At 74.3% G+C, this 25,490-nt stretch carries 21 protein-coding genes; 16 read left to right on the top strand and 5 right to left on the bottom strand.

Annotated elements, in window-relative coordinates; translation table 11 throughout:
- Window positions 1–8: 8 nt before the first annotated feature.
- Both ACPXBU_RS16350 and ACPXBU_RS16345 read right to left on the bottom strand, forming a co-directional pair.
- Window positions 9–617, bottom strand: a complete 609-nt coding sequence (locus ACPXBU_RS16350; protein ID WP_393361965.1) for a response regulator transcription factor — start codon at window positions 615–617, stop codon at window positions 9–11.
- A 121-nt stretch (window positions 618–738) separates the two neighbouring features.
- Window positions 739–2,259: a class I adenylate-forming enzyme family protein gene (locus tag ACPXBU_RS16345; RefSeq protein ID WP_425758676.1), complete on the bottom strand. Its 1,521-nt coding sequence runs from the start codon at window positions 2,257–2,259 to the stop codon at window positions 739–741.
- A gap of 302 nt (window positions 2,260–2,561) precedes the next feature.
- Between ACPXBU_RS16345 and ACPXBU_RS16340 the strand changes: the two genes are divergently transcribed.
- Together ACPXBU_RS16340 and ACPXBU_RS16335 are read left to right on the top strand one after the other, a co-directional pair.
- Window positions 2,562–4,067, top strand: a complete 1,506-nt coding sequence (locus tag ACPXBU_RS16340; RefSeq protein ID WP_425758675.1) for a SagB family peptide dehydrogenase — start codon at window positions 2,562–2,564, stop codon at window positions 4,065–4,067.
- A 234-nt stretch (window positions 4,068–4,301) separates the two neighbouring features.
- On the top strand, window positions 4,302–4,481 hold the full coding sequence (locus ACPXBU_RS16335; RefSeq protein WP_204940828.1) for a thiazolylpeptide-type bacteriocin: 180 nt from the start codon (window positions 4,302–4,304) through the stop codon (window positions 4,479–4,481).
- 7 nt (window positions 4,482–4,488) lie between these two features.
- Here the strand turns inward: ACPXBU_RS16335 and ACPXBU_RS16330 are convergent, their stop codons facing one another.
- Both ACPXBU_RS16330 and ACPXBU_RS16325 read right to left on the bottom strand, forming a co-directional pair.
- Entirely contained in the window at window positions 4,489–4,623 is a 135-nt protein-coding gene (locus tag ACPXBU_RS16330; protein WP_425758674.1) for a hypothetical protein, read from the bottom strand.
- A gap of 47 nt (window positions 4,624–4,670) precedes the next feature.
- Complete coding sequence (locus ACPXBU_RS16325) at window positions 4,671–5,246, bottom strand: hypothetical protein (protein WP_393361957.1); 576 nt, start codon at window positions 5,244–5,246, stop codon at window positions 4,671–4,673.
- Between the two features lie 173 nt (window positions 5,247–5,419).
- On the opposite strand from ACPXBU_RS16325, the gene ACPXBU_RS16320 reads away from it, so the two are divergent.
- The 9 genes from ACPXBU_RS16320 (at window position 5,420) to ACPXBU_RS16280 (ending at window position 17,875) form a co-directional block, all read left to right on the top strand.
- Window positions 5,420–6,559 carry a hypothetical protein gene (locus tag ACPXBU_RS16320; protein ID WP_393361954.1) on the top strand — a complete coding sequence of 380 codons (1,140 nt, stop codon included), beginning with the start codon at window positions 5,420–5,422 and terminating at the stop codon, window positions 6,557–6,559.
- Entirely contained in the window at window positions 6,556–9,138 is a 2,583-nt protein-coding gene (locus tag ACPXBU_RS16315) for a hypothetical protein (protein WP_425758673.1), read from the top strand. The genes ACPXBU_RS16320 and ACPXBU_RS16315 overlap by 4 nt, the downstream gene beginning before the upstream one ends.
- Complete coding sequence (locus tag ACPXBU_RS16310) at window positions 9,135–10,766, top strand: hypothetical protein (RefSeq protein WP_425758672.1); 1,632 nt, start codon at window positions 9,135–9,137, stop codon at window positions 10,764–10,766. Before ACPXBU_RS16315 ends, ACPXBU_RS16310 begins: the two co-directional genes overlap by 4 nt.
- A complete protein-coding gene (locus ACPXBU_RS16305) occupies window positions 10,756–12,678 on the top strand; it encodes a TOMM precursor leader peptide-binding protein (RefSeq protein ID WP_425758671.1) in 1,923 nt (640 codons plus the stop codon). The genes ACPXBU_RS16310 and ACPXBU_RS16305 overlap by 11 nt, the downstream gene beginning before the upstream one ends.
- Window positions 12,675–14,171, top strand: a complete 1,497-nt coding sequence (locus ACPXBU_RS16300) for a hypothetical protein (RefSeq protein ID WP_425758670.1) — start codon at window positions 12,675–12,677, stop codon at window positions 14,169–14,171. Before ACPXBU_RS16305 ends, ACPXBU_RS16300 begins: the two co-directional genes overlap by 4 nt.
- 70 nt (window positions 14,172–14,241) lie before the next feature.
- Window positions 14,242–15,159 (top strand): thiopeptide-type bacteriocin biosynthesis protein, encoded by a 918-nt coding sequence (locus tag ACPXBU_RS16295; protein ID WP_425758669.1) that lies wholly within the window; start codon window positions 14,242–14,244, stop codon window positions 15,157–15,159.
- Window positions 15,156–16,328 (top strand): FAD-dependent monooxygenase, encoded by a 1,173-nt coding sequence (locus ACPXBU_RS16290; RefSeq protein ID WP_425758668.1) that lies wholly within the window; start codon window positions 15,156–15,158, stop codon window positions 16,326–16,328. Before ACPXBU_RS16295 ends, ACPXBU_RS16290 begins: the two co-directional genes overlap by 4 nt.
- Window positions 16,325–17,521, top strand: a complete 1,197-nt coding sequence (locus ACPXBU_RS16285; protein ID WP_425758667.1) for an FAD-dependent monooxygenase — start codon at window positions 16,325–16,327, stop codon at window positions 17,519–17,521. Before ACPXBU_RS16290 ends, ACPXBU_RS16285 begins: the two co-directional genes overlap by 4 nt.
- 84 nt (window positions 17,522–17,605) lie before the next feature.
- Window positions 17,606–17,875, top strand: a complete 270-nt coding sequence (locus tag ACPXBU_RS16280; RefSeq protein WP_393361930.1) for a hypothetical protein — start codon at window positions 17,606–17,608, stop codon at window positions 17,873–17,875.
- Between the two features lie 67 nt (window positions 17,876–17,942).
- Here the strand turns inward: ACPXBU_RS16280 and ACPXBU_RS16275 are convergent, their stop codons facing one another.
- On the bottom strand, window positions 17,943–18,986 hold the full coding sequence (locus ACPXBU_RS16275) for an iron-siderophore ABC transporter substrate-binding protein (protein WP_425758666.1): 1,044 nt from the start codon (window positions 18,984–18,986) through the stop codon (window positions 17,943–17,945).
- A 96-nt stretch (window positions 18,987–19,082) separates the two neighbouring features.
- Between ACPXBU_RS16275 and ACPXBU_RS16270 the strand changes: the two genes are divergently transcribed.
- From ACPXBU_RS16270 to ACPXBU_RS16250, 5 genes are read left to right on the top strand one after another with little or no spacing between them, the layout of a single operon-like run.
- On the top strand, window positions 19,083–20,162 hold the full coding sequence (locus ACPXBU_RS16270; protein WP_425758665.1) for a FecCD family ABC transporter permease: 1,080 nt from the start codon (window positions 19,083–19,085) through the stop codon (window positions 20,160–20,162).
- The gene (locus ACPXBU_RS16265) at window positions 20,159–21,247 is read left to right on the top strand and encodes a FecCD family ABC transporter permease (RefSeq protein ID WP_425758664.1); all 1,089 of its coding nucleotides are present in this window, start codon (window positions 20,159–20,161) and stop codon (window positions 21,245–21,247) included. Before ACPXBU_RS16270 ends, ACPXBU_RS16265 begins: the two co-directional genes overlap by 4 nt.
- A complete protein-coding gene (locus ACPXBU_RS16260; RefSeq protein WP_393361918.1) occupies window positions 21,244–22,083 on the top strand; it encodes an ABC transporter ATP-binding protein in 840 nt (279 codons plus the stop codon). The genes ACPXBU_RS16265 and ACPXBU_RS16260 overlap by 4 nt, the downstream gene beginning before the upstream one ends.
- On the top strand, window positions 22,080–23,762 hold the full coding sequence (locus tag ACPXBU_RS16255; RefSeq protein WP_425758663.1) for an ABC transporter ATP-binding protein: 1,683 nt from the start codon (window positions 22,080–22,082) through the stop codon (window positions 23,760–23,762). The genes ACPXBU_RS16260 and ACPXBU_RS16255 overlap by 4 nt, the downstream gene beginning before the upstream one ends.
- Entirely contained in the window at window positions 23,759–25,489 is a 1,731-nt protein-coding gene (locus tag ACPXBU_RS16250; RefSeq protein ID WP_425758662.1) for an ABC transporter ATP-binding protein, read from the top strand. The genes ACPXBU_RS16255 and ACPXBU_RS16250 overlap by 4 nt, the downstream gene beginning before the upstream one ends.
- The last annotated feature ends 1 nt before the right edge of the window (window position 25,490 follow it).

Here is a 25,490-nt window from a genome sequence, read left to right as displayed (position 1 = left end):
GGCAGGGGTCAGAGCCAGCCGGCGTCGCGGGCGATCCGGATCGCGTCGATCCGGTTCCGGGCGTTGAGCTTCGTCACCGCGGTGGTCAGGTAGTTGCGGACGGTCCCGGGGGACAGGAACAGCCGCTTGGCGATCTCGGTCGGCTCGGCGCCCTTCTCGGTGAGCCGGAGCACTTCGGCCTCGCGGGTGGTCAGCGGGCATTCGGCGCTGTCCCAGGCGGAGAGCACGAGTTGCGGGTCGACCACCCGACGGCCGGCCGCCACGCCCCGGATCGCGTCGGCCAGGATCTCCGGCGGGGCGTCCTTGAGGATGAAGCCGGCGACGTGCGCCGCCATCGCCCGGCGCAGGTTGCCCGGCCGGCCGAGGCTGGTCAGCATCAGACAGCGGCAGCTCGGCAACTGCTCGTGCAGCAGACCCGCCGCGGTCAGCCCGTTGATTCCCGGCAGGTCGATGTCGAGCACCGCGACATCCGGCCGTTGCGCCAGCGCCGCCGGCAGGATGTCGTCACCGGACGCCACCTCGGCGACGACGTCGATGTCGGGCTCCAGGGCGAGCAGTGCCAGGAGGGCGCCGCGGACCATGTTCATGTCCTCGGCGAGCAGAACCCTGATCGTCACCTGGTCAGCTTCGCATCAACGACGTCGACGGTAGGGGCCGCTCGTCCGACCATCGCGGCTCTCCGGCCGACAGTCGTCGGGCGTTGACCGTCCGGATATTCCATTTCGACTGAACGGCGGGTCAGTCGGCGGCGGCGCGGAGGGCGACGCGGTCGGGTTTTCCCGACACGGTCAGCGGCAGCGCGTCGAGGAACGAGAAGCCGGCCGGCACGTGCGCCGGCGAGAGCCCGGCGGCGACGTGGTCGCGTAGTTGGGCGGCACCACACCGGACCCCCGGACGCAGCTGCACCGCGGCGTGGGCGGTCTCGCCGTGGCGCGGGTCGCGTCGGTCGTACACGACGGCGTCGGCGACCGCCGGGTGAGCGAGCAGCACCCGTTCCACGGTGGACGGATGGATCTTCAAGCCGTTCGCCTTGATCACGCTGCCGATGCGTCCGACGAGGTGGAGGTATCCGTAGCGGTCGAAGCGGGCCAGGTCGCCGGTGCGCAGCCAACCGTCGTGCATCGTCTGCGCGGTCAACGCCGGGTCGCCGAGATAGCCGGCCATCGTGGTCGCGGCGCGTACCCAGACCTCGCCGGTGACGCCGCGCGGCGTCGCGGCCCGGCCGTCGGCCTCGCGGATCTCCAGATCGACCCACGAGAAGGGCCGGCCGACGCTGGGCAGGAGCTCCGGCTCGGCGTGATCGAGCGGGGTGAGGGTGCACATGCCGCCGGCCTCGGTGCTGCCGTAGAGCTGGGTCAGCCGTTCACCGAAGAGCGTCACCGCCTGGGCGATGCGGGTCGGAGCGGCGAAGGTGCCGCTGTAGAGCACCTGACGCAGCGAGGGCAGCGCCCGACGGGCGGCCTCCGGCCGGTCGACAAGCTGGTAGAGGTGCGGCACCGCCAGGTAGACGTCCGTCACCCGGTGCCGGACGACGGCGTCGACCACGTCGTCCAGGCCGAAGCCGTCGCGGAGCACCACCGCGCCCCCGCCGATCAGGACCGCGTCGACCATCGTCGCCGTGGCGTGGCTGACCGGGGTCACCGACAGCATGGTCACCGGCCAGTCGGGCGCGCCGTCGCCGGCGGACACCCGGATCCGGGTGTCGCGGGCGCCGAACGGTTGCCGCACCAGCTTCGGGTCACCGGAGCTGCCGCTGGTCAGGTCGACCACGGCGATGTCGTCCGGGTGCCAGGCGGCGGTCGGGAGGCGACCCGACCGGTGCCGGCGCAGGTCGTCGACGGCCAGTACCGTCAGCGCGGGCGCCGCGGCGGCCAACTCCCGACCCCGCCCGGCGTTCGTCGCGTCGACAACGAGGGTGCGGGCACCCGTGGCGCGCAGCACCCGCAGGCGGGCGACCGTGGACAGGTGCTCACCGTCGGCGCGGGCGTTCATCGAGCGTACGTGTGTGACGGTGGCGCCGAGCAGGTGCGCGGCGTACCGGGTGACGAGCATGGCCGGCACGTTCGGCTCGGTCAGCACGGCCACCGTCTCCCCGCGGGCCACACCCGCGCGGGCCAGTCCGACGGCGGTGGCCAGGATCGCCGCGGCGAGCGCGCCGCCGGACGTCGATCCCTCCGGTCGGTGCAGGACCTGCCGTCCGGGTTGCCGTTGCAGGGCGTCCAGCAGCCGTCGTACGTAGTTCGCCTCGCCGGTCTCCACCCGTGACCTCCCGTCCGCGGCCTCCGCCCGCCGCCGGGCAGGAGGGGGCACGGCCAGCCTCTGCCCGGACCCCACGCCTCGGCCAGCGCCACCACGATGTCCGTCACGGATGCCGGTACTGGTGTCACGAGCCCGGCATGACCGGTGTCACCGGAGTGCGGTGCGCGCGTCATCAGTCGACGACGGCGGCGGGGGTGGCCGGTGACAGTGGTGGCGGCGCCTCGTTGCGTCGTGTCCGGCGAGGTCCGGGATCCGTGGCGGCGAGACCCGAGACCAGCCCCGCGACGGATACGGAGTGCACCATGCAGACGACAACCCTCACCGACGGCACGGTCGTCGGGTTCCGCGACGACGTCCGGGCGGAGTTCGAAGCCGGTCGCATCGTCCTCACCAGCCCCGCCGGCGTGGTCGCGATGCGGCAGGTCGGCGACGGGCTCACCGCGGCGCTCCGCCGGCTCGCCGACGGGCCGGTCGACCCCGCCGACCTGCTCAGCGGGTTGACCGGGCGGGAGGCCGCCCAACTGCGCGGGTTCCTCGACCGGGCGCCCCACCTGCTCGCCCGCGGCGTCGTCGCGGCCGAGCAGGAGATGCTGCGGCTGGAGCGGACCGCGCCGGGAGCGGAGTACGCGCCGGTCACCGTGGCGCCGGCCGCCCGGGTGCGGCTGTCCCGCTTCGCCTTCTGCCGCTCCCGGGAGGGCGCGCTGGTGCTGGAGTCGCCGTTGGCCCGGCACCGGGTGCTCCTGGTGCACCCGGCCGCCCGACGCCTGGTGGCCGAGCTGGGCGCCCCGCGTACCCCGATGGACCTGGCCGGCGACGACCTCGACGTCGCGGCGGTCGGCACGCTCCTGGGTCATCTGGTCGGTGCGGGCCTCGTCGACGCGGGGGACAGCGCCGGCGGCTTCGAGTCCGAGACGGATCCGACGCTGCGCCAGTGGTCCTTCCACGACCTGCTCTTCCACTCGCGCACCCGCCCCGGTCGCTACGACGACCCGATCGGCGGGATCTACCCGCACCGGGGGGAGATCCCGCCGCTGCCGGCCGTCAAGGAGCCGCCGGTGGGCCGCACCGTGGAGCTGTACCGCCCGGACCTCGACGAGGTGCTGGCCCGGGATCCGGCGTTCACCGTCGCGCTGGAGGGTCGCCGGTCCATCCGCTCCTACGGCGAGGAGCCGCTCACCCTGCGCCAGCTCGGCGAGTTCCTCTACCGGGTGGGCCGGGTGCGGGTGCTGCGCGGTGCCGAGGGCGACCCGACCGGCAACGAGATCGTGGGGCGGCCCTATCCGACCGGCGGGTCGGCGTACGAGATCGAGCTGTACCTGACCGTGCGCCGCTGCGCGGGCCTGGACGCCGGGATCTGGTTCTACGACTCGGTGGCGCACCGGTTGGTGCTTGTCAACGACGAGCCGGCCGACCGGGCGGCGATGTTGGACGTCGCCGCGGGAGCCACCGGCGGCGAGGCGAACGGTGACGTGCTGATCACCCTGACCTCCCGCTTCCAGCGGCTGTCCTGGAAGTACGCGGGCATCGCCTACGGGATGACGCTGCGGCACTGCGGGGTGGTCTACCAGACGATGTACCTCGTGGCGACGGCGATGGGGCTGGCGCCGTGCGGGCTGGGGATCGGCGACGCCGACCTGGCCGCCCGGGTGTTGCGGCTGGACTGGCTGCGCGAGACGTCGGTGGGGGACTTCCTGCTCGGCAGCCGGCCGGAGGGTGAGCTGGGCACGTGGCGCACCGAGGACGGCTGGCAGCTGCTCAACGGCGCGGAGTGGGCGCTGCGGGCCGGCGCGGAGCTGGGCCGCGAATGACCCGCCGAAGCGTCGTCGCGGGGGCCGTCCGGGCCTGGTGTGCGCCTTCTCCGAAAGGCTCTCACCTTGCCCCCGGGCGGCCCTTTCCCGATTGCGGCCGGCGCTTGTGTAATTGCCACCGTGATATGTGTCAGCAGGCGCTGGCAAAGCATGGACACGGTCGTTTGGTGGGGCCAGAATTGATTTCACCGGAAGGGTTGAAGAAAAGCCCTTCACCACAGAGGGAGAAATGACATGAGCATCGACGAGACCCAGGCCGCCGCCCAGGACGACAAGACCTTCGACTCGTTCGAGATCGCCGACCTGGAGGTCCTCGAGGTCGCCCAGGGCGTGGCCCTGCCGGAGCTGGGCGCGTCGAGCGGCAGCATCGGCACCTCGTCCTCCTCCTCGACCTGCTCGTCCAGCACCTGCTGAACGACAGTCAGAGTCGGACCGAGACCAGCCGGACCGGCGATCGGACACAGTGGATGAACGGCGGCGAGAACCACCTGTCGCCCTCGCCCACCCGCTCGCCCAGCACCTGCTGACGCGGCTGACGTCGGCTGTGCTCGTCCAAGTCGAAGTTGGACGAGTGCAGCCGACGTCGGTGCGCCTGGCCCTCGCTCAGCCGCGCCGGGAAACGTCCAGCGCGGTGGACCAGAGCGCGACGGCGGCCGGCAGGCCGACCACCGCGCGTACGGTCTCGTTGCCCGTGTCTAAACCGTACGCTGTCGCGCCGGCCGCGGCCACCAGGATCAGCAGCGCGCCGGTCCACCAGTAGCCGGGGACGTCGAAGATCTTGGCCAGCGGCAGGAAGTGCAACCCGACGACCAGGCAGACGGCCACCACGATCAGCCCTGGTGAACCGGCCTGGAGCAGCCCGAAGACGGCGCCGAGGATCAACGCGGTCTGGGCCAGGTTGACCAGGTGGAACCAGCGCATCGAGTGCGGGTGGACGCGGCGGACCCGGGACGGGCCGCGCGCCCGCAACCGCCGGCCCGCCACCAGGAGGGCGACGGCGGCGACCACGGCGACCAGGTCGAGGGCGAGTCGGACGCCGGTGGGCACCGGCAGGCCGGTCACGCCCACGATCAGCCAGAGCAATCCGTAGACGATCATTGTGACGACGCCCATGGCGAGCGGGCCTCGGCGATTCACGGACTCGCCGCCCAATTGACGCGCGCCGGTGTCAGCAGACATGAGTAGACCCTAGCGTAGGTCGCTCAAAAGGCGCAAACCACCCGCCGGGACTCGCCGTCAGCGAATTGCTGACAGTTGTCAGGAACATTGTTGTTCGATCGCCGCGCGGGTCGAGAATTGAATTCCCAGTGAATTTCCTGCTCGTCGATACAATTCCGGAAAGGTGCGTCGACATGACGACCGAGGCGTATGAGCCGGCCACCGACGTGATCGGTGTGCGGCTCTACACCAGGGGGCCCCTGACGCTTCCCTGGTTGGCACGATCCGTGGTGCCGGTGGCCCGTGCGCTGCACGACGACGGCAACGCCGTCGTCCACCTCCGTCGCGGGTGGCGGCACGGTCCCCACGTCGACGTCGTCGCCTACGGCGGCGCCGGGGGCGTGGACTGGACCACCGTCGCCGCGGGGATGGACGCCGGCCCACTGGACCCGGCCCGTGCCCTGAGCGAGGAGGACTACCTCACCCAGGCCCGCGAGTTCGGCCGGTTGGAGGCGGTGCCCCCGCCGTACCTGCCGATGGCCGAGCACGGCGCGGTGCTGCTGCTGTGCCGGGAGGACACCGGCCCCCAACAGCCGGCGCTGCGCGCCCTGCCCGGCTGGGAGGTGGCGCAGAGCGTCCTGACCACACCGCTGCTGGACACCGTGGACGAGTTGGCGCTCCGCCCCGAGCAGGGCGCCGTACGCCTCGGCGAGGCCTTCGCGGCGCTCGCCGACTCCTACTTCCTGGGGCTGGCGCACGGCGTCTACTCGTTCCGGTCGCACGTCGAGGCGTTCCTGGCCTGGGCGCGGCCCACCCAGGACGTACGCCCGGCCTTCGCGGAGCGGTTGGCGCGGGAGGCGGCGGTGCTGCGCCCGGTGGTCGAGCAGCGGCTCGCCGGCACCCCCAGCGGCCCGGCGGCGGCCTGGCGGACGGCGTTCGCCTACTGCGCCGGCACCTTCGACGCGGCCGTGACCGACGGCACGCTCAGCCTCGACCTGCTCGACGAGATCACCGGCGGTGTGGACACCGCCGCGATGGGCCCGCCCAGCGCCCCCGACGTGGTGCCGACCGGCGACCAGCCGGACACCGATTTCCATCGCAGTGTCGCCGCGTCGGGCGCCTACGACCGGACCACCAAGTGGTTCGCCTCCTACCGCGTGCTGATCAACCTCTTCTACCAGCAGCTTCCGCTGCTCACCGTGTCGCCCATGCAGCGCTACTACATGTGCTACGCGATCAGCGAGCTGGTCGACGAGGTGCTCGGTGAGAGCTGGCAGGACCGGCTCAACCGGGACCGGGTCCGGGTCGTCGCGGCCGCGGGGAGGGCGGCATGACCCTCGCCCCCGCCGCCCCGGCGCCTCTCGCCCCGATCACCACCACCTCACCGGCGGAGCCCCTGTGGCAACTGCGGATCAACCCGCTGCGCCGGGCCCGCCTCGCCGACCCGACGCTCCGCGTGCTCCTGGCCGACCTGACCGACGTGGACCGGGCGCTGTCCGACAGCGCCGCCCACTGCGCCGACGATCTCTACCGGCTGATCGGGGCCAGCTCCGACGAGGCCGAACGCAAGCGCCTGGTGGAGGCCCGCCGCGCCATCTCCCGCGACCGGGAGCCCCGCACCGACCTCACCCATCTGCCCGCCGTGGCCGCCTGGGTCGCCGCCCGGCATCGCCGCGACGAGCTGCGGGCCCGGCTCGTCGCCGAGCACCCGGCGGCGGCCGAGCGGGAACGGGGGACCCTCGCCGGGCTGTTGGGCGACGAGGACCTTCGCCGTTCGCTGGCCCTGCTCGCCCCCGAGGTGCACGAGGAGGCCGAGCGCTACCGGGCCGCCGTGGCCACCGGCCAACCGGTGGCCGCCCGAGCCCGCAAGTCCGAGCGTGGCCTGATCCAGTACGTCACCCGGGCCATGGTCCGGACCAGCCCACTGGCCCGGTTCACCGCTGTCGGCATCGCCGTGCCCGGCCCCGACGGGATCGATCCACGCGGCGTGCCGTTCACCGGGGCGCACTCCTTCCCCAGCCTGGACCGCGTCATGATCGCCTACGTGCTGGGCGGGCTGAACCCACCGGCCGGCGCGGAGCGGCTCGGCGTCTGGGTGGGGCTCTCGCCCACCTCCGCCGTGGAGCCGGAGCAGGGCGCGCTGTTCTTCCTGCGCCCCACCGAGGGCGGCTACCAACGCCTCTCGGCACCCCTGCGGGGCCCGATCAAGCTGCTGATGGACGCGATCGCCATGGGCCCGCGACCCGCGCGGGCGGTGGCCGCGTACGTGTCCACGCACGCCGGCTGCCCACTGCCCGACGCCGAGCAGATCGTGCTGCGGGCGCTGGACAGCGGCATCCTGTGCACCTTCAACGAGGCCGAGAACGGCGACGCCGACCTGGCCGAACAGCTCGACCGGCCGGACACCGTGGCCGCCGACGCCCTCACCGACGTGCGTGCCGGGTTGTCCCGGCTGGCCGACGGGCCGGTGCTGGAGCGAGGCGCCGACCTGGCGACCCTGCGCGCCGACCTGGCCCGGGTCAGCCGGCTGGCGCAGCGGCCGGCCCAGGTGATGGTGGAGGAGGACTACCTTCTCCCACCGGCCACCGTGGACACCCAGCCGGTCCGGGGCAACCTGGCCGACCTGGGCGCGGCGGTGGAGCTGCTGTCGGTCTTCGACTGGCTGCACGACGTGCGCATGATGACCACCCGGGCCTTCGTCGGGCGCTTCGGCGCCGGCGCCGGCGTCCCGCTCGCCGACCACGCCGACGAACTCGTCGAGGCGGTGTCCGCCCAGGCCGTGGCGGCCGGGGAGTACGCCGCCACGCTCACCGACGACAGCCCGGTCGGCGACGACCCGCTGCTGCGCCTCTACGCGCTGCGCCGCCGGATCATGGCCTTCAGCCAGGCGGAGATCACCCGGGCCGCCGAGGCGGGCGAGCCCGAGGTGCGGTGGTCCGCCGACCAGGCGTACGAGCTGGTCGCCGACCTGCCCGAGGAGTTCCGGCGCGACCCGCTCAGCTACGGGGTGCTCGCGCAGTGGGCAGGGGACCGGTTGGTCGTCAACGACGGGCTGCCGGGGCACGGCATGCTCTACTCCCGCTTCCTCGACGGCGACCGGCGACTCGGCGGGCGGGCGCTGCCGTACCTCGCCGACCGGCTCGCCGAGCGCTTCGGTTGGGACGGCGCACGGGTCGTGGAGGACCTGGGGCTGCACCGACTCAACGTCAACGCCCATCCTCGCGTGCTGCCGGACGGGTTGGGCCCGGACGACTGGTACGCGCTGCGGCTGGTGCACGATCCGGACACCGACACGCTCGCCGTCACCGACGCCGACGGGCAGCGGCTGCGGGTGCTGCCGCTGGGCACCGGCCACCCGGGGCTGTTCCCACCGCCCCTGTCGGTGGCGTCCTGCCTGGCGACCGGCGGCCGACTCAACAACTACCTGCTGGACCTCTGGCACGGCGGCAACCCGTGGGACCGGGCCCGTACCCGGATCGCCCCGCGGATCGCCGTCGGCGACGTGGTGGTGAGCCGCCGCCGCTGGTACGGCGGCGCCGAGCTGGACGGTGCGCTGGCCACGCCGGAGGGCCCCGAGCGGCTGCTCGCCCTCACCGGCTGGCGCGGCCGGTACGGCGTACCCGAGGAGGTGGTGGTCAAGACCGCCTTCGACGACGAGGCGCCCCGGTCGCTGCGCCCGGCCGACATCATGCCCCGCCGGCAGAAGCAGAAGCCGCAGTACGTCGACCTGACCTCCGCCCTCGGCACCCGGGTGCTGCCGCGGATGCTCGAACGTCGGGCCGACGGGAAGGCCGTGGACTACCTGGAGGAGGCACTTCCCGGGGTGGTCGACGGCACGCACGCCCACGAGTGGGTGGTCGAGATCGGCAGGCGCCCCGGCGGCCTGTTCCAGTACGGAGGGAAGAAGTCATGAGACTGCGCGCGCGACCGTACCTGCACTACGCGCCGACGCCCGACGGCGTCTACCTCGCCGGGGGCCGCGACCAGCTCGTCCTGCGGGGCTCGACGCTGCTGTTCCGGGTCGCCGACACCTGTGTGCCGCTGCTGGACGTCGGCACCACCGAGGACGAGATGGTGACCGCGCTGGGCACCGAGCGGGCCAGGCCGGCCGTGCGCCACCTGGTCGACCAGCTACGGGGGCACAACCTGCTGCTGGACTTCGCGGCGCACACCGTCGCCGAGCCGACCGAGGCCGAGCGGCAGCGGTGGGCCGGGCCACTGGCGTACCTGGAGGCGGTGTCCGCGGACCCGTACGCCGCCTTCGCGGCGGTGCGGGCGGCGCGGGTCGCGGTGGTGGGCCCCGTCGAGGTCACCGGGCCGGCGGTGCGGGGGCTGCTCCGGGCCGGGATCGGTGCGGCGCGGGCGCGAGGCGCGGCCGACGACCTGACCGGCTTCGACGCGGTGATCCGCTGTTTCTCCGCCGACGAGACGCCCGAGCCGGGCGCGGTGCCGGTGCTGCCGGTGCTGCTGGACGACCGGGCGCTGGTGGCCGGTCCGCTGGTGACCGACACCGCGACCGCCGCCGGGTGGCCGGCGTGGCGGGACCGGGTCCTGGAGCAGGCCGCGGCGGACGACGTGCCGCCGGCCGCCCGTCCGGTCGCGGACGCGCTTGCCGGCGCCCTCGCCGCGCACCTGCTGTTCACCGTCATCGCGGGTCAGGACACCCGCCGGGACGCGCACGTCGTGCATTCCGACGCGCTCACCGCCGACCGGGTGGTGCTCGGCGCGCCGCTGGCCGACGACGAGCGCTGGCACCCGCTGGACGACGCCCAGCCCGTTCCGCTGCCCACGATCGACGACCTGACCCCGGCGGTCTCCGCCCTCACCGCCCGCTGGACCGGCCCGTACACCCGGGGGGACCGGGAACCGGAACTGCCCCAACTGCCGCTGTCGCAGCGCGAGCTGGCGTACCGCGACGGCCGGAACGGCTCGGTCTTCGCCGGCGGGCCCGACCTCCAGACCGCGTACGTCGCGGCGGCGATGGAGGGGATGCGGCGCTCGGCCGACGGCGGCGCGGCCGGACTGACCGAGGAGACGTGGCTGCTCGACGGCGCGCTGCGGCTGCTCGCCGCCGAGGCCGAGCAGGTCCCCACTGTGGACCCGGCGGACCTGGACCCGGAGACACGCCGGATCCGGCAGAGTCTGGGCGCCCAGCCGCACGTCGTCGACCTGCGCGCGGTGCCCGGCCTGGACTGGCGGCTGGCCCGGGTGCGCACCCCGGACGGGGAAACGCTCGGCGTGGCCTGGGGGCCGGACCCGGACACCGCCGTCCGGGCCGCCGTGGGGGTGGCGGTCACCGCCGGGCAGGTCCGGGCGGCCGGCGGCGAGCCGGCGCCCGCCCTGCACACCGACGCCCTGCTGCTCGCCGGTGACGGAGTGGTGGACGCGCTGCGCAAGCAGGTCACCGCGCTGGCCGCGGCGACCGGCCGCCGGTTCCGCGGCCGCGCCCGGCACGCCGATCCCGTCCTGGGCGAACTCCCGTTCTGGTACGGCCCGGTCGAGGTGGCCGGCGACATCGAGGAGCAGACCGATGGGCACTGACACCGACCTGGTCAACCTCGGGCCGGGGTTCACCGCCGACGCCGCCGACGAGTGGCTCACCGCGCTGGCCCCTTTGCTCGCGGTCGACGCCACCGTGACGCTCGACTACGGATTCGACCTGAACTGGCAGACCGGGCAGTGGCGCCGCAGTGCCGCCGACGGTCGCGAGCACCTGTCGGTGCGGGTGTACGACGAGGAGGTGCAGATCGGCCCGCGCTGGGTCCCGGGCACCGACGCCGGCTGCCCGGTCTGCGCCGAGTCCCGCGAGCGTTCGGTGCTGGAGCACCCGTTGCAGGCCCGCCTGGACCTCAACCGCTGGCGGACCGGCACCGGCGACCCGCTGCTGCCGGACCTGCTGGCGGCGGCCGCCCGGAACCTGGCGGACGTGCCGCTGGCCCCCGGGGAGCTGGCGGTGGTCGGCGCGGCAGGCGTGCGGAGGCACCGGATCCCACGGCACTTCTACTGCTCGTCGTGCGCACCGCGCTTCCAGCCGGACCTGGACTGGCGGCCGGAGCCGCTGACCCTGCGCAGCCACCCGGCCGCGCCGGGCGACCCGACCCGGGCCGCGGACGGCTCCCGACTGGTCGTCCCGGGGGCGCTGCGCGACCGGGTCGTCGACGAGCGTTTCGGCCCGGTCCAGAAGATCATTCTGGAGTCGGCGGCGCCCTTCGCCATGAGCATGTCGATCATGCCGGACGCGCCGGCGTGGGGACACGGCCGGGCGATGACCTTCCGGGAGGCCGAACCGGTCGGCCTCATCGAGCTCTACGAGCGCCTCGGCGGCTTCCCGTTCGACGCGCCGGTGCTCCAGGGGCTGACCTACCGCCAGGTCGCCGACCACGCGCTCGACCCGGCCACCCTCGGCGGGCACACCGACGAGCAGCTCGCCCACCCCACCGCCCGGGTGCTCCCGGTGCACCCGGACAGCCCGATGGACTGGGTGTGGGGCCACGACCTCGGCACCGGACAGCCGGTGCTGGTACCCGCCGAGATCGGCTTCTACCAGTACGAGTACCGGTACAAGCTGAACCGCCGGGCCGCCCGCGCCGCGCGCCGGGCCAACCCACGGGAGAACCGCAAGCACTTCTACGACTCCTCCAGCGGCTGCGCGGCCGGCTCCTGCCTGGAAGAGGCCGCCCTGCACTCGCTGCTCGAACTCGCCGAGCGGGACGCCTTCCTGATCGCCTGGCACCGGGCCACGCCGCTGCCGGTGATCCCCACCTCGACGATCACCGACCCGGACAGCCAGGCCCTGATCGACCTCATCCACGCCCGCGGGTTCGACGTCCACATCCTCGTCGCCACCCACGACGTGGCCCTGCCGATCGTGTGGACCCTCGCCGTCAACCGGACCGGTGGATTCCCGGCCACCTTCCACTCCGGAGGGTCCGGCGCCAACCCGGCCACCGCCATCCGGGGAGCCCTACGGGAGGTCGCCCAACTCGTCACCGACCCGCAGGACCCGGACACCTCCGACATCGAGCCGATGCTGGCCGACCCGTGGAACATGGAGGAACTGGTCCACCACCCCCGCTACTACATGCATCCGGCCACGCTGGCCCGTGCCACCGCCGTGCTGGGCGGCCCGGAGACCACGATCGCCGAGGCGTTCGGTGACTGGCCCGGCCAGCTCGACCGGGCCGCCGCCGGTGACGTTCGGGGCGCACTGGACCACGTCCGGCAGCTCTACGCGGCGGCCGGCATGGACCGGATGGTGCTCGTCGACCAGAGCACCCGGGAGCACCGGGACGTCGGCATCTCGGTGGTCAAGATGGTCGTACCCGGCATCCTGCCGATGTGCTTCGGCCACGCCCAGCAGCGGCTGCTCGGCCAGCCCCGGCTCGCCGCCGCGCTCGCCGGCACCCCCCAGGCCGGACGCCCCCTGCCCTACGACCCCCACCCGTTCCCGTGAGCGCCGGGCTGCGGGTGCCCGCCCCGTACACCGACCACACCATCGGCCGGGAGTCGCTCTGGTACGCGTACGCCGCCGGGGCGGACGAGACGGTGATCCCACCCTGGCTGTCCGAGCCGGTGCCCCCGATGGAGACACACGTCCACCCGCCCACCCCGGCCGTCGCCGGGGGAGGCGCCCGTCGCCCACTGCCCTACGGGACGGCGGAGCTGCTGGGCCGGACCGCGTACCCGCACGGGCAGGTGACGGGGGAGGTGGCGGACCCGGTCGGGCACGCCCTGGTCGCCGCGTACGGGCCGCAGTGGTACGACCCGGACAACGTCTACAACCCCCACCGCGGCTACGCCTCGCCGCGCTGCCTGTACCCGGTGCAGGTCTTCGCCGACGACGGCGAGCACTGGGCGCTGCTGGAGCCCGAGCGGCACGCGCTCACCAGCCTGTCGGTACCCGGGCATGCGCCCCGGGCCCGGCAGCTCGCGCTCACCGGTCGCTACACCCGCATCCCGCGCGGCTACCGCTGGTTCCGTGGGTCCCTGGTCGCCATCGAGACCGGCTACGCGTTGCGCGCCCTCGCCATCGGCCTGCACCACTTCCGGGTGCCGGCGTGGGTGCGGCTGCCCGACGCCGGGGCCGGCGCGGTCCTCACCGAGGTGGGGCTCGACCCCGCCGGGGAGTGGTCGCTGCCGGTCACCATCGGGTTGGGCGCGCCCCCGCTGGTGCCCGGCCCGACGCCCGCCGGGTCACCCGCGCCCGCCGAGGTGCCCGATCCGGTCCTCGCCGAGGTGGCGGCCCTGAACCGGGAGCAGGCGTTCACCGACCCGCCCACCCGGCTCGGCTCCGGCTTACCGGCGGGAGCGGCCGCCGCGCCGACCGCGCCGGACTGGGCGGAGCTGGCCTGGCGTCGTCACTCGGGGCGGATGCCGGCGGGCCGGCCCGGCTTCGACTCCCGTCGCCGACGGCTGCCGGCGGCGGTCGTGCACGACATCGTCCGCTGGCTGGCCGTGCCGGCGCCGGGGCCCACCCTGGCCGCCGTCCGCGACCGGATCACCGTCTCGGTCGCCCTGCGCGACATCGACGGGTACGCCGACGGCGTGCACCGGGTCGGACCGGACGGCGACCTCGTCCTGCACCGGGCCGACCGGGAGATCACCGCGAAGCTGGAGGCGACGTACGGCTACCCGCTCACCCCGAACGACGGCTGCGGCGTCCGGCACGCGTCAATGGTGTGGTTCCTGTCGGTGCGCCCCCGGGAGCTGCACGCCGCCCACGGGCCGACCGCCTGGACGGCCACCCAGTACGCCGTCGGCTGGGCCGCGCACGGTCTCTCCCTCGCGGCCAGCGCGGCCGACCTGTTCGCCCGGCCGGTCCGGGCGTTCGTGGAGAACGCGACACGGGACCTGCTCGGCCTGGCCGGCGACGAGATGATCGCGCTCGCCGCGGTGGTGGGCACCCCACGGCACGCCAGCGGCGGGCTGCTCGACATCAGGTTGTGAGGAGAGGGGCCGTGCGCGCGAGCAGTGACCCGGGTCCGCGAGCCCCGCAATCGAGAACAGAGGAGATGCCGTGACCCAGACCGTGCTCCGCCCCGACCCCGCCGCGATCCGGCCCACCGAGTGGAGTTCGTGGCACCTGCACCTCGCCTCGGACGCCCGTTCGGTGCAGGACCGGGTGATCCAGGAGGTGATCCGGCCGGTGGCCGCCGAACTCGACGGTCGGCCCTGGTTTTTCATGCGTTTCTGGCAGGCCGGCACCCACCTGCGATTCCGCGTCGGCGACCTGGACTCCGCGACGTACCAGCGGGTGGAGCAGGCGTTACGCGACCGGCTGGCCGAGGCCGGCCGGCTCGCCGACGACGAGGAGCCCCTCGACGAGGCCGGCTACCGCGCCGGAGCGGTGACCTTCGCCGCCACCGAACGCGGTGCCGACCGGCAGGTGCTCGACCTGATGCCGCCGGGCGTGCATCGGGCCGTCTACGAGCCGGAGCACCTGCGCTACGGCGGTCGGCCGCTGATGCCCGCCACCGAGCGGCTGTTCCAGCTGTCCAGCGAACTCGTCGTCGCCGTGCTGCCCAGCCGGCCCTCCGAAGGGCTGCGCACAGGCCTGGGCCTGCGGGGCACCATCGCCGCCGCGGCCGCCCTCGGTGGCCCCGAGCGGCAGGCCGAGTTCTACCGCCGCAGCATGGAGGCCTGGCGGGTGTGGGCCGGGCACTCCGGCACCACGCCCGAGCAACTGGCCGCCCTCTGCGCCGTCGACGCCACCGGCCCGGTCCCCGACCCGGACGCACACGGCCCGTTCCGCCGCTGGCACGCCGCGATCGCGGAGCTGGCCGAGCGGATCGCCGCCACCGGCGACACGCCGCCCGCGCAGATCCTCTTCTCCCACGTCCACATGCTGCACAACCGGCTCGGCCGCAGCCTCTTCGAGGAGCTGCGCACCTACGCCTGGCTCGCCGCGGCGTACCCGGACGGAAACCCGTCATGAGCAGCCCGCGGGTGGCGGTCGTCGGCGCCGGCATCGGCGGGCTGACCCTGGCCGCGGCCCTCGACGCGGCCGGCACGGCCTACGAGGTGTTCGAGCGGGCCGACCGGCTCACCGAGGTCGGCGCCGGCGTCCAACTCTCCCCGAACGCGGTCCGGCCCCTGCACCGGCTCGGTCTGCGGCCCACGCTCGACGCCCGGGCCGTCCGACTCGCCGCGGCGCAGATCCACGGCTGGTCCGGCCGTCCGGTGGCCCGCACCGAGCTGGGCGCGGCCTGCGAGGTGCGCTTCGGCGCGCCGTACCTGGGGATGCACCGTGCCGACCTGCGCGACGCCCTGCACGCGCGGGTGAACCCCACCCGGCTGCATCTGGGCCGGCGGCTGGCCACCGTGGACAACGACGGCGAGGAGGTGGTGCTCACCTTCGCCGACGGCAGCGCCCACCGGGCCGACGTGGTGGTCGGCGCGGACGGGCTGCGGTCGGCGGTCCGCGCGGCGCTCGTCCCGGACCGGCCGGTCTTCTCCGGCCTCGGCGTGTTCCGTGGGTTGGTGCCGATGGACCGACTGCCGGCGGGCGCCCGGGTGCCGGTGGCCCGGATGTGGCTCGGTCCGGGCCGGCACTTCGTCTGCTACCCGGTCAGCGGTGGCCGGGCGCTCGGCTTCGCCGCCATCGCCCCCCTGCACCAGCCGCCGGTGGAATCGTGGTCGGCCACTGTGGATCCGGCCGACCTGGTCGCCGCGTTCGACGGCTGGCACGCCCCGGTCGCCGCCGTCGTGCGAGCCGCCCGCGAGGTGCGGTACTGGGCGCTGTGGGACCGGGAACCGTTGACCGCCTGGTCGGTCGGCCGGGTCACCCTGCTCGGCGACGCCGCCCACCCGATGCTGCCCTTCCTGGCGCAGGGCGCGAACCAGGCCGTCGAGGACGCCGTCGAGTTGGCCTCCTGCCTCACCGGCGCCTCCCGCGCCGACGCCCCGGACCGGCTGCTGCGCTACCAGCGGCAGCGCCTGCCCCGGGCCACCGCCGTGCAGAGCGCCGCACGCGCGCAGGCCCGGCACCTGCACCTCGCCGACGGCCCCGAACAGGTCAGCCGTGACGTGGCGCTGCGGCAGGCCGCCGACCTGGACGCCCGTGCCTGGCTGTACGGGTACGAGCCGGGCGGGGTGGCGGCGTGACACGGGTCGCGATCGTGGGCGGCGGGGTGGCCGGGCTGGCCGTCGCCGCGCTGCTGCGCCGGCACGGGATGCCGTACCGCATCTACGAGCAGGCGGCCCGGTTCACCACCGTCGGCGCCGGCATCCAGCTCTCCCCGAACGGGGTGCGGATCCTGCACCGGCTCGGTGTGGGCCCGACGCTGCGCGAGCACGGCGTGGCCGCCGAATCGATCGAGACCCGACGCTGGGACGACGGCCGGCTCCTCTGCGCCGTCCCGCACGGCGAGGCGTGCGTGACCGACTTCGGGGCACCGTACGTGCTCATCCACCGTGCCGACCTCCAGCGCGGCCTGGTCGGGCTCCTGCCGGCCGCCGACCTCGGGCTGGGCCGGCGCGTCGTGCGTGTCAGCGAGGACGACGAGCGGGCCACGCTGCACCTCGCCGACGGCACCAGGGACACCGCCGACCTGGTCATCGGCGCCGACGGTGTGCACTCCGTGGTGCGTCCCGCGCTCATCGACGACAGTCCGCGCTACTCCGGCTACGCCGTCTGGCGCGGCCTGCTTCCGGTGGACGAGGTGCCCGCGCTGGGCCGCGTACCCCGGGTGCTCTTCTGGTTCGGGCCCGACGCCCACGTCACGTACTACCCGATCGCCGCCCGGCAGACGGTGCACGTCAGCGTGGTCCGCGCGCAGAGCGTGGAGACCGACGACCCCGGGGTGGAGGAGCTGATCGCCGCACTGCGCGGCTGGCATCCCGAGGTGCGCCGGGTCGTCGGCGCGGCCCGCGGGGTCGGCCGCTGGGGACTCTACGACCGGGACATCGCCGGGCCCTGGCACAGCCGCCGGCTGGTGCTGCTCGGCGACGCCGCCCACCCGACCCTGCCGTACCTGTCGCAGGGCGCCAACCAGGCGTTGGAGGACGCTCTGCTCGTCGCCGACCTGCTGGCCGCGGACCCGGCCACCGCCCTGGACCGGTACGAGCGGGCGCGTCGCCCCCGGCTGGCGGAGGTGCACCGGCAGGCCCGGCACCGGGCCGACCTCTTCCACCTGCCCGACGGGCCGGCGCAGCGCGCCCGCGACGAGGAACTGGCCCGGCAGGTCGACCTGAACCACCTCCGGTGGCTCTACGGCCACGACCCGGACGCGGACCTGGCGCACGGCGCGCCGACAGGCGGCGGCTGGCTCGGCCCGGACCACCGGTTCCGCGACTGAGGTGCTGGGGCGAGGCTGCGACGGCGGAGTGACACGCGGGAAACGCGGGGAGCGGGCGGGCGGCCGTACGCGGACAATGGGGTGATGAAGCGAGACGTACGCGTGATGCGGTTGACCGGGGCGCGCGCCAACGGCGCGGTGGCGACGGGCGCGGCGGCCACCGGCGCGCGGGCTGCCGGGGCGGCGTCCCTCGGCGCCCTCGCCGTGGGGGCGCTGGCGGTCGGGGCCGTGGCCGTCGGGGCGCTTGTCATCGGGCGGCTGGCGATCCGCCGGGCGGTCGTGCGGGAGCTGCGGGTCGGCCGGTTGGAGATCGACGAGCTGGTGGTGCACAGCCGACCCGCCGCCGAGGCATAACCGCGACCCGGCGGACCGGTGGTGGGTGGGGAACCGTCCCGTCCGGTCCAGTTCCCCACCCCGGTCGTCAGGCCGCGGAGCGCTGCACCGCCGTGGCCGGGTTGCCGTCCACCGCCGCGGTCAGCTGCGGGACGATCTTCTCCAGCAGGAACGGCAGGCTCAGCGGGGTGATGAACGAGGTCGCCGCGCCGACCAGCTCCTCGTTCTCCAGGTAGATGTCACGACCCTCGGTCTTGACCTTGAGCTTGCTGTAGAGCGGGTCGGCCTGCACCTTCGTCCGGTCGGCGTCGTAGCTGTCGACAAGCCAGATCAGCACGCCGGTGTCGAGCATGTCGGTGCGCTCCCGGCTCAGGTTCGCGCCGAACTCCTTGCCGGTCACCTCGGCCAGCCCCGACGGCAGCTTGAAGCCCAGGTCGGTGAGGAACCGACCGCGCGAGTCCTGCGGGCCGTACACGTAGTAGCCCTCGTAGGTGGTGGCCATCAGGCCGGTCGCGCCGGCGAAGGCCGGGTTCGCCGTGCGTACCGCGGCGAACGTGGCCTCGACGTCGGTGACGACCTTGTCCGCCTGGGCCTTGCGCCCCACGGCGGTGCCGACCGTACGGGTGACGTCCTGCCAGGACACCCCATAGTCGACGGAGTCCTTCGGCTGGGCCACGGTCGGCGCGATCTTCGCCAGCTTCGCGTAGTCGTCGCTGGTCAGCCCCGAGTAGACGCCGAGGATGAGGTCGGGCCGCAGGGCGGCCACCTTCTCGAACTGGATGCCGTCGGTGTTGGTGAGCACCTGCGGCTTGGCACCCGCGCCCAGCGCGGCCTCGGCCCAGGGCCAGATCGCGCCCGGCTTCTCGCCGAACCACTCGGTGGTGGCCATCGGCACGACGCCCAGCGACAGCAGGGCGTCCTGCTCGACCAGGCCGACCACGGCGATCCGCTTGGGCTCGGCCGGGATGGTGGCGGTGCCGAACTTGTGCTCGATCGAGATCGGGAAGGCGGTGGAGGTGGTGGCGCCGGAGGAGGGCGCCGACGGCTCCGATCCACCGCCGCAGGCCGCGAGGAGAAGCAGGAGCGCGGTCGAAGCGACAGTCGCGCTCCGGCGGATTGAGGGAAGCCGCACGGCTGTTCCTTTCTGCCAGCGAGGCCCCAGGGTGGTGACCTCGAACGGGAGTGTAGGTTAGCCTCACCTAATTGAGTAATGCGAACGGGTGGACGGATGGAGCACGCGTTGACCCCAGGCACCGGCACCCACCCGGCGCCCGGGACCGTTTCACCTCGGAAGGCGCCGCGCGAGTCGTCGTCGCGCTCCGGTCGCCGCTGGACCGGCCTCGTCGTCGGCGTCGTCGCCCTCGCCGCCGCCGTGGCGCTGAGCATCGCGGTCGGCAGCCGTTCGCTCGGCCTCGGCACGGTCTGGCAGGTGCTCTGGCACGACGACGGCTCCTCCGCCGCGGAGATCGTGCACCGGCTACGGGTGCCGCGGACGATCCTCGGATTCGCCGTGGGCGCGGCGCTGGGCCTGGCCGGCACGGTGATGCAGGCGCTCACCCGCAACCCGCTCGCCGAACCCGGCCTGCTCGGGGTCAGCCTGGGCGCGTCCACGGGCGTGGTGCTGGCCATCGCGCTCGTCGGAGTGACAAGCGCGAACGGGTACGTCTGGTTCGCCATCGCCGGCGCCGGGCTCACCTCGGCGGCCGTCTTCGCGCTCGGCGGCGCCGGCCGGGCGCCCACCCCGGAACGGCAGGTGCTCGCCGGGGTGTCCCTCACCTCCGTGCTCGGCGCCGGAGTCTGGGCGATCCTGGTGACCCACCGGGAGGCGTTCGACAGGTACCGGCACTGGGACGTCGGCTCGCTCGCCGACCGGGAGACCAGCACGATCACCCAGTTGGCGCCGTTCCTGGTGGTCGGCGTCCTGCTGGCGCTGGCGCTGGGCCGCCAACTCAACGCGCTGAGCATGGGCGACGACGCGGCGACCTCGGTCGGCGCGCACCCGGGACGGATCCGGGTGCTGGGCATGATCACGATCACCCTGCTGTGCGGGGCCGCGACCGCCGCCTGCGGGCCGATCTGGTTCGTCGGCCTGGCCGTCCCCTACGCGGCCCGGATGTTCACCGGCTCGGACCACCGCTGGATCCTGGCCTACTCGCTGGTCCTCGGCCCCACCCTGCTGCTCGTCTCGGACGTGCTCGGGCGGGTCCTGGTGGCCCCGGCCGAGCTGCCGGTCGGGGTGGTCACCGCGTTCCTGGGCGCACCGCTGTTCATCGCGCTGTGCCGCCGACGCCGACTGAGCACCCTGTGAGCGGCCCGGTGCTCCAGCTCCGCCCGTCCGGACGGACGACCCGCCTGGTGATCCGCAGCCGGGGCGGCCGGCTCTCGCTGCGGCTGCACCTGCGGGCGCTGATCGCCGGCACCGCGCTGCTGCTCACGGCGCTGGGCGTCGCGCTCGTCAACCTCTCCAGCGGCGACTTCCCGATCCCCGTGCCCGACGTGCTGCGCAGCCTCGTCGGCCAGGGCGACCCGGGCACCGACTTCATCGTGCAGGAGCTGCGGCTACCCCGCGTACTCATCACGCTGCTGGTCGGCACGGCCCTCGGCGCGAGCGGCACGATCTTCCAGGGGTTGACCCGCAACCCCCTGGGCAGCCCCGACTTCGTCGGCCTGACGGTGGGCGCGGCGACCGGCGCGCTCATCGTCCTGCTGCTGTTCAACGGCAGCGGCTTCCAGGTCGCGGCCGGTGCGATCGTCGGCTGTCTGGCCACCTCGGTCGCCATCTACCTGCTCGCGTTCCGCCGTGGGGTGCAGCCGTTCCGGCTGGTGCTGATGGGCGTCGGAGTGGCCGCGCTGCTCGACTCGTTCAACTCGTTCCTGATCTACCGCAGCCGACTGGACGAGGCGATCGCCGCCCAGGTCTGGCTGATCGGCAGCGTCAACGGCCCCGGATGGACCGAGGTGACCCTCGTCGGCGTCGCGGTCGCGGTGCTGCTGCCGGTCGCGCTCTACCACGGCCGGCACCTCGACATGCTGGCCCTCGGCGACGAGACCGCGATGCTGCACGGCGTACCCGTCGAACGCGGCAGGGTGGTGCTCGCTGTGGCCGGCGTCGGGCTCGCGGCAGGCGCCACCGCCGCGGCCGGGCCGATCGCGTTCGTCGCCCTCGCCGCGCCACCGTTGGCCGCTCGGCTGACCCGCTCGCCGAACGCCGGGATCCTGCCGGCCGCGCTGATGGGCTCCGCCCTGTTGACGGCGAGCGACTGGGTTGCCCAGCGCCTCCTGCCCGACGACGACGTCCCGGTCGGTCTCGTCACCGCCGCCCTGGGCGGCATCTACCTGACCTGGTTGCTCTTCCACGAGCGACGTAACGGCGGACAAGGAGCACAGCGATGACCGAGTCGCGGCTGCGGGCCGACGCGCTGACCCTGGCGTACGACAAGAGGGTGGTCGTCCAGGGCCTCGACGTCCAGATCACCGACGGGTCGTTCACCGTCATCGTGGGCCCCAACGCCTGCGGCAAGTCGACGTTGCTGCGGTCCCTGGCCCGGGTGCTGAAGCCGCAGTCCGGTGCCGTCTACCTGGATGGTCAGACCATCGCGTCGCAGCCGTCCAAGCAGGTGGCCCGTCAGCTCGGCATGCTGCCGCAGTCGTCGGTCGCGCCCGGCGGGATCGTGGTGGAGGAGTTGGTCGCCCGGGGCCGCTTCGCCCACCAGCGCCTGCTGCGGCAGTGGTCGCCGCAGGACGAGGCGGCGGTCGCCGACGCGATGCGCCAGACCGAGGTGACCGACCTGGCCGACCGGTTCGTCGACGAACTCTCCGGCGGGCAGCGGCAGCGGGTCTGGCTGGCGATGGCGCTGGCCCAGCAGACGCCGATCCTGCTGCTCGACGAACCGACCACGTTCCTCGACCTGTCGCACCAGTTCGAGGTGCTGGACCTCTGCGCCGACCTGCACGAGCAGGGCCGCACTGTCGTCGCCGTCCTGCACGACCTCAACCACGCCTGCCGGTACGCCACCGAGCTGATCGTGATGCGGGAGGGCCGGGTTCTCGCCCAGGGGCCACCCGCCGAGGTGATGACGGCGGAGCTTGTCGAGACGGTCTTCGGGATGCCCTGCCGGGTGATGACCGACCCGGAGACGGACACCCCGATGGTGGTGCCGGCCGGGCGGCAGCGGCGTCGACTGGCCCACGCCGGCGTCGTCGCGGCGGTCGACCGGGTTCCCGCGTGACCGGCGGAAGCGGCCTGCTCACCGCCACGCTCGGCAGGCAGCGGCGGCTCATCTCGCTGAGCACGCTGCTGATCACCGGCCACCAGGCCGGCGAAGCCGCGGTGCCGTTCCTGATCGGTGTGATCATCGACCGGGCCGTGGACGGAGGCGTCGGCAGCCTGGCCCTCTGGCTGGGTGTGCTGGCCGCCGTCTACGTCGGCCTGAGCTACAGCTACCGCTACGGCGAGCGTACCGGCGAACGTGCCGCCGAACAGGCGGCGCACGACCTGCGGCTACGGGTGACCAGGCGGGTGTTGCACGAGCGCGGCGGCGCGGAGGCCGACCGGCTGCCCGGCGCCCTGGTGTCGATCGCGACGAGCGACGCGGCCCGGGTCGGCGCGGTCGCCATCGCCGTCGTCTCCGGCGTGGCCGCCGTCGTCGGTCTGGTCCTCGCGGCGGTCCTGCTGCTGTCCATCTCCCTGCCACTCGGGCTCGTGGTGCTCCTAGGCACCCCGCCGCTGCTGCTGCTCACCCGCCTGTTCGGTAAGCCGCTTGAAGAGCGCAGCGAGACCGAGCAGGAGCACAGCGCGCACGCCTCCGGCATCGCCGCCGACCTGGTCATCGGCCTGCGCGTGGTCAAGGGCCTGCGGGCCGAGACAGCGGCGGTCGACAGGTACGCGCAGCGCAGCCGCAGCGCGCTGGCCGCGACCGTACGGGCGGCGCGCGCCGAGGCCGCGTACCAGGGACTGGTGCTCACGCTCAGCGGGACGTTCCTGGCGATCATCGCGGTCATCGGCGGGGTCCTCGCACTCCACGGCCAGATCAGCGTCGGTCAGCTCATCTCCTCACTCGGCCTGGCGCAGTTCCTGGTCGGTCCGATGTCCACGTTCGGCTGGGTGGGCGCCGACCTCGCGCAGGGCCGCGCGTCCGCCCGCCGCGTCGCCGCCGTCCTCGACACGCCCGTCGCGGTGCCCGACGGCACGGCGCACCCGGTCACGCCGGCCCGTGGTGGGCTCGCGCTGCGCGGGGTGCACAGCCCACCCCTGCGCGGCATCGACCTGGAGATCGCCCCCGGCGAGCTGGTCGGCATCGTGACCACCGACCCGGCCGAGGCGGCCGAACTGGTGCGGCTGCTCGGGCGGGTACGTGATCCGGTCGCCGGGGTGATCGCACTCGACGGCGTACCCCTCGCCGACCTGGCGCCGGACGACCTGCGGGCCGTGGTGCTGGCCGTCGACCACCAGACCGACCTGTTCGACGACAGCGTCCGCGCCGCCGTCTCGCTCGCCGGGCGGGCCGCGCCGGCGAGCGTCGACGCCGCGGTCACCGCCGCGGACGCCGACGAGGTGGCCCGCGGTCTGCCCGACGGGCTGGACACGGTGCTCGACGATCGGGCCCGTTCGCTCTCCGGCGGGCAGCGGCAACGCATCGCGCTCGCCCGGGCCCTGGCCGGCGACCCGCCAGTGCTCGTCGTGCACGACCCGACCACAGCCGTCGACGCGGCGACCGAGTCCCGCATCGCCGGGCGACTGCGCGCGATGCGGGACGGGCGTACCACGATCCTGGTCACCGCCAGCCCGGCGCTGCTCGCCGTGACCGACCGGGTGATCGTCGTACACGACGGCATCGTGCGCACCGACGGCGCGCACGGCGACCTGGTCGCCGAGGACGACACCTACCGGGAGACCGTGCTCGCATGACCACCGACTCGACGACGTTGCTGCCGATCGCGACCGGACGTCGCACCCTGGCCCAGTTGCGGGCGCTTGTGCGTCCGCAGCGGTCCCGGCTGGCCGGGGCGCTCGCCCTGCTTGTCGCCGGCACCGCGGCCGGGCTGGTGGGCCCGCCGCTGCTCGGGCGCATCGTCGATCTGGCCACCGGCGGAGGCAGCACCGGTGACGTGATCCTCGCCGGCGCGGGCCTGGTGGCCGGCGCTGTCGTCGAGGCGGCGTTGGCCGGGTTCGGTATCGCCCTGCTCGCGCAGGTCGGCGAGGGTGTGCTGGCCCGGCTACGGGAACGGTTCGTCTCCTCGGCGCTGCACCTACCGCTGGAACAGGTCGAGCGCGCGGGGACCGGTGACCTCACCTCCCGGGTCACCAACGACGTCGCCGTGATCGCCGAGGCGGCCCGCAGCGCGGTCCCCGAGTTCACCCGCGCCCTGCTGACAATCGTGCTCACCCTGGCCGGGATGGCCGTGCTCGACTGGCGTTTCCTTCTCGCGGCGCTGATCGCGGTGCCGGTGCAGGCGCACACGGTGCGCTGGTACGCCCGCCGCGCCGTCCCGCTCTACGCCCGGCAGCGGGTCGCCGTCGCCGCGCAGCAGCACCACCTGCTCGCGACGATCGACGGCGCGCCGACGATCCGTGCGTTCCGGATCGCCGACGAGCATCGGGAGCGGGTCGCCACGAAGTCCCAGCAGGCGGTGGACCTGCTGCTGCGGGGCGTCGCGTTGCAGACCCGGTTCTACGCCCGGCTGCACGTCGCCGAGTTCCTCGGGCTCGCCGCAGTCCTCGGCACCGGCTTCTTCCTCGTGCGCGGGGACGCGGTGAGCATCGGCACGGCGACCGCGGCGGCGCTGTACTTCCACGGGCTGTTCGGCCCGATCAACGTGGCTCTCGCCCTTGTCGACGACGCCCAGGCCGCCGCGTCGGGGCTGGACCGGCTGGTCGGGGTCGCCGACCTGACCCCGCCCGTACGGCGACGCGCCGACGCCGGCGACGGCCCGGACGCCGTGGTGGTACGCGGGCTGGACTTCGCGTACCGGCCGGACCGGCAGGTGCTGCACGACGTCGACCTGACGATCGCCCGCGGCGAGCGGGTCGCCCTGGTCGGCGGCAGCGGCGCCGGTAAGACCACTCTCGCCAAGGTGATCGCCGGGGTGCACCAGCCGACCGGCGGGACCGTCGCGGTGCCGGCCGGCGAGGTCGCACTCATCACCCAGGAGGTGCACGTCTTCGCCGGGCCGCTCGTCGACGACCTGCGGCTGGCCCGCCCGGACGCCACCGACGACGAGGTGAGCGCCGCGCTGGACCGGGTGCAGGCGTTGGGCTGGGTGCTTCAACTGCCCGACGGCCTGCACACCGAGGTCGGCGCGGGCGGGCACGTCCTCACGGCGGCGCAGGCCCAGCAGTTGGCGTTCGCCCGGCTGCTGCTGGCCGATCCGCCGGTGGCGATCCTGGACGAGGCCACCGCGGAGGCCGGGAGCGCCGGAGCGCGCCTGCTCGAACGGGTGGCCACCGCCGCCCTGGCGGGGCGTACCGCGCTGGTCGTGGCGCATCGACTCACCCAGGCGGTGAGCGCCGACCGGGTCCTGGTGATGGAGGCCGGCCGGATCGTCGAGGCGGGCACCCACCGCGAGCTGGTCGAGCGGGACGGCCCGTACGCCACGCTGTGGCGGGCCTGGTCGGACCAGCGCGCTCGGCACTGAA

Origin of the sequence: Micromonospora sp. DT231 (assembly GCF_049847025.1) — a bacterium.
In the GTDB taxonomy this organism is placed as follows: domain Bacteria; phylum Actinomycetota; class Actinomycetes; order Mycobacteriales; family Micromonosporaceae; genus Micromonospora.
The sequence above is the reverse complement of the archived record's forward strand: the minus strand, read 5'-3'. Positions and strand labels throughout refer to the sequence as shown.

What these genes read in the sequence shown, in the direction of transcription:
- ACPXBU_RS16340 (WP_425758675.1), top strand. Translation starts at nt 2,562, where the DNA reads ATGCAGACGACAACCCTCACCGACGGCACGGTCGTCGGGTTCCGCGAC.
- ACPXBU_RS16335 (WP_204940828.1), top strand. Translation starts at nt 4,302, where the DNA reads ATGAGCATCGACGAGACCCAGGCCGCCGCCCAGGACGACAAGACCTTC.
- ACPXBU_RS16325 (WP_393361957.1), bottom strand. Translation starts at nt 5,246, where the DNA reads ATGTCTGCTGACACCGGCGCGCGTCAATTGGGCGGCGAGTCCGTGAAT.
- ACPXBU_RS16320 (WP_393361954.1), top strand. Translation starts at nt 5,420, where the DNA reads ATGACGACCGAGGCGTATGAGCCGGCCACCGACGTGATCGGTGTGCGG.
- ACPXBU_RS16315 (WP_425758673.1), top strand. Translation starts at nt 6,556, where the DNA reads ATGACCCTCGCCCCCGCCGCCCCGGCGCCTCTCGCCCCGATCACCACC.
- ACPXBU_RS16310 (WP_425758672.1), top strand. Translation starts at nt 9,135, where the DNA reads ATGAGACTGCGCGCGCGACCGTACCTGCACTACGCGCCGACGCCCGAC.
- ACPXBU_RS16305 (WP_425758671.1), top strand. Translation starts at nt 10,756, where the DNA reads ATGGGCACTGACACCGACCTGGTCAACCTCGGGCCGGGGTTCACCGCC.
- ACPXBU_RS16290 (WP_425758668.1), top strand. Translation starts at nt 15,156, where the DNA reads ATGAGCAGCCCGCGGGTGGCGGTCGTCGGCGCCGGCATCGGCGGGCTG.
- ACPXBU_RS16280 (WP_393361930.1), top strand. Translation starts at nt 17,606, where the DNA reads ATGAAGCGAGACGTACGCGTGATGCGGTTGACCGGGGCGCGCGCCAAC.
- ACPXBU_RS16270 (WP_425758665.1), top strand. Translation starts at nt 19,083, where the DNA reads ATGGAGCACGCGTTGACCCCAGGCACCGGCACCCACCCGGCGCCCGGG.
- ACPXBU_RS16260 (WP_393361918.1), top strand. Translation starts at nt 21,244, where the DNA reads ATGACCGAGTCGCGGCTGCGGGCCGACGCGCTGACCCTGGCGTACGAC.
- ACPXBU_RS16250 (WP_425758662.1), top strand. Translation starts at nt 23,759, where the DNA reads ATGACCACCGACTCGACGACGTTGCTGCCGATCGCGACCGGACGTCGC.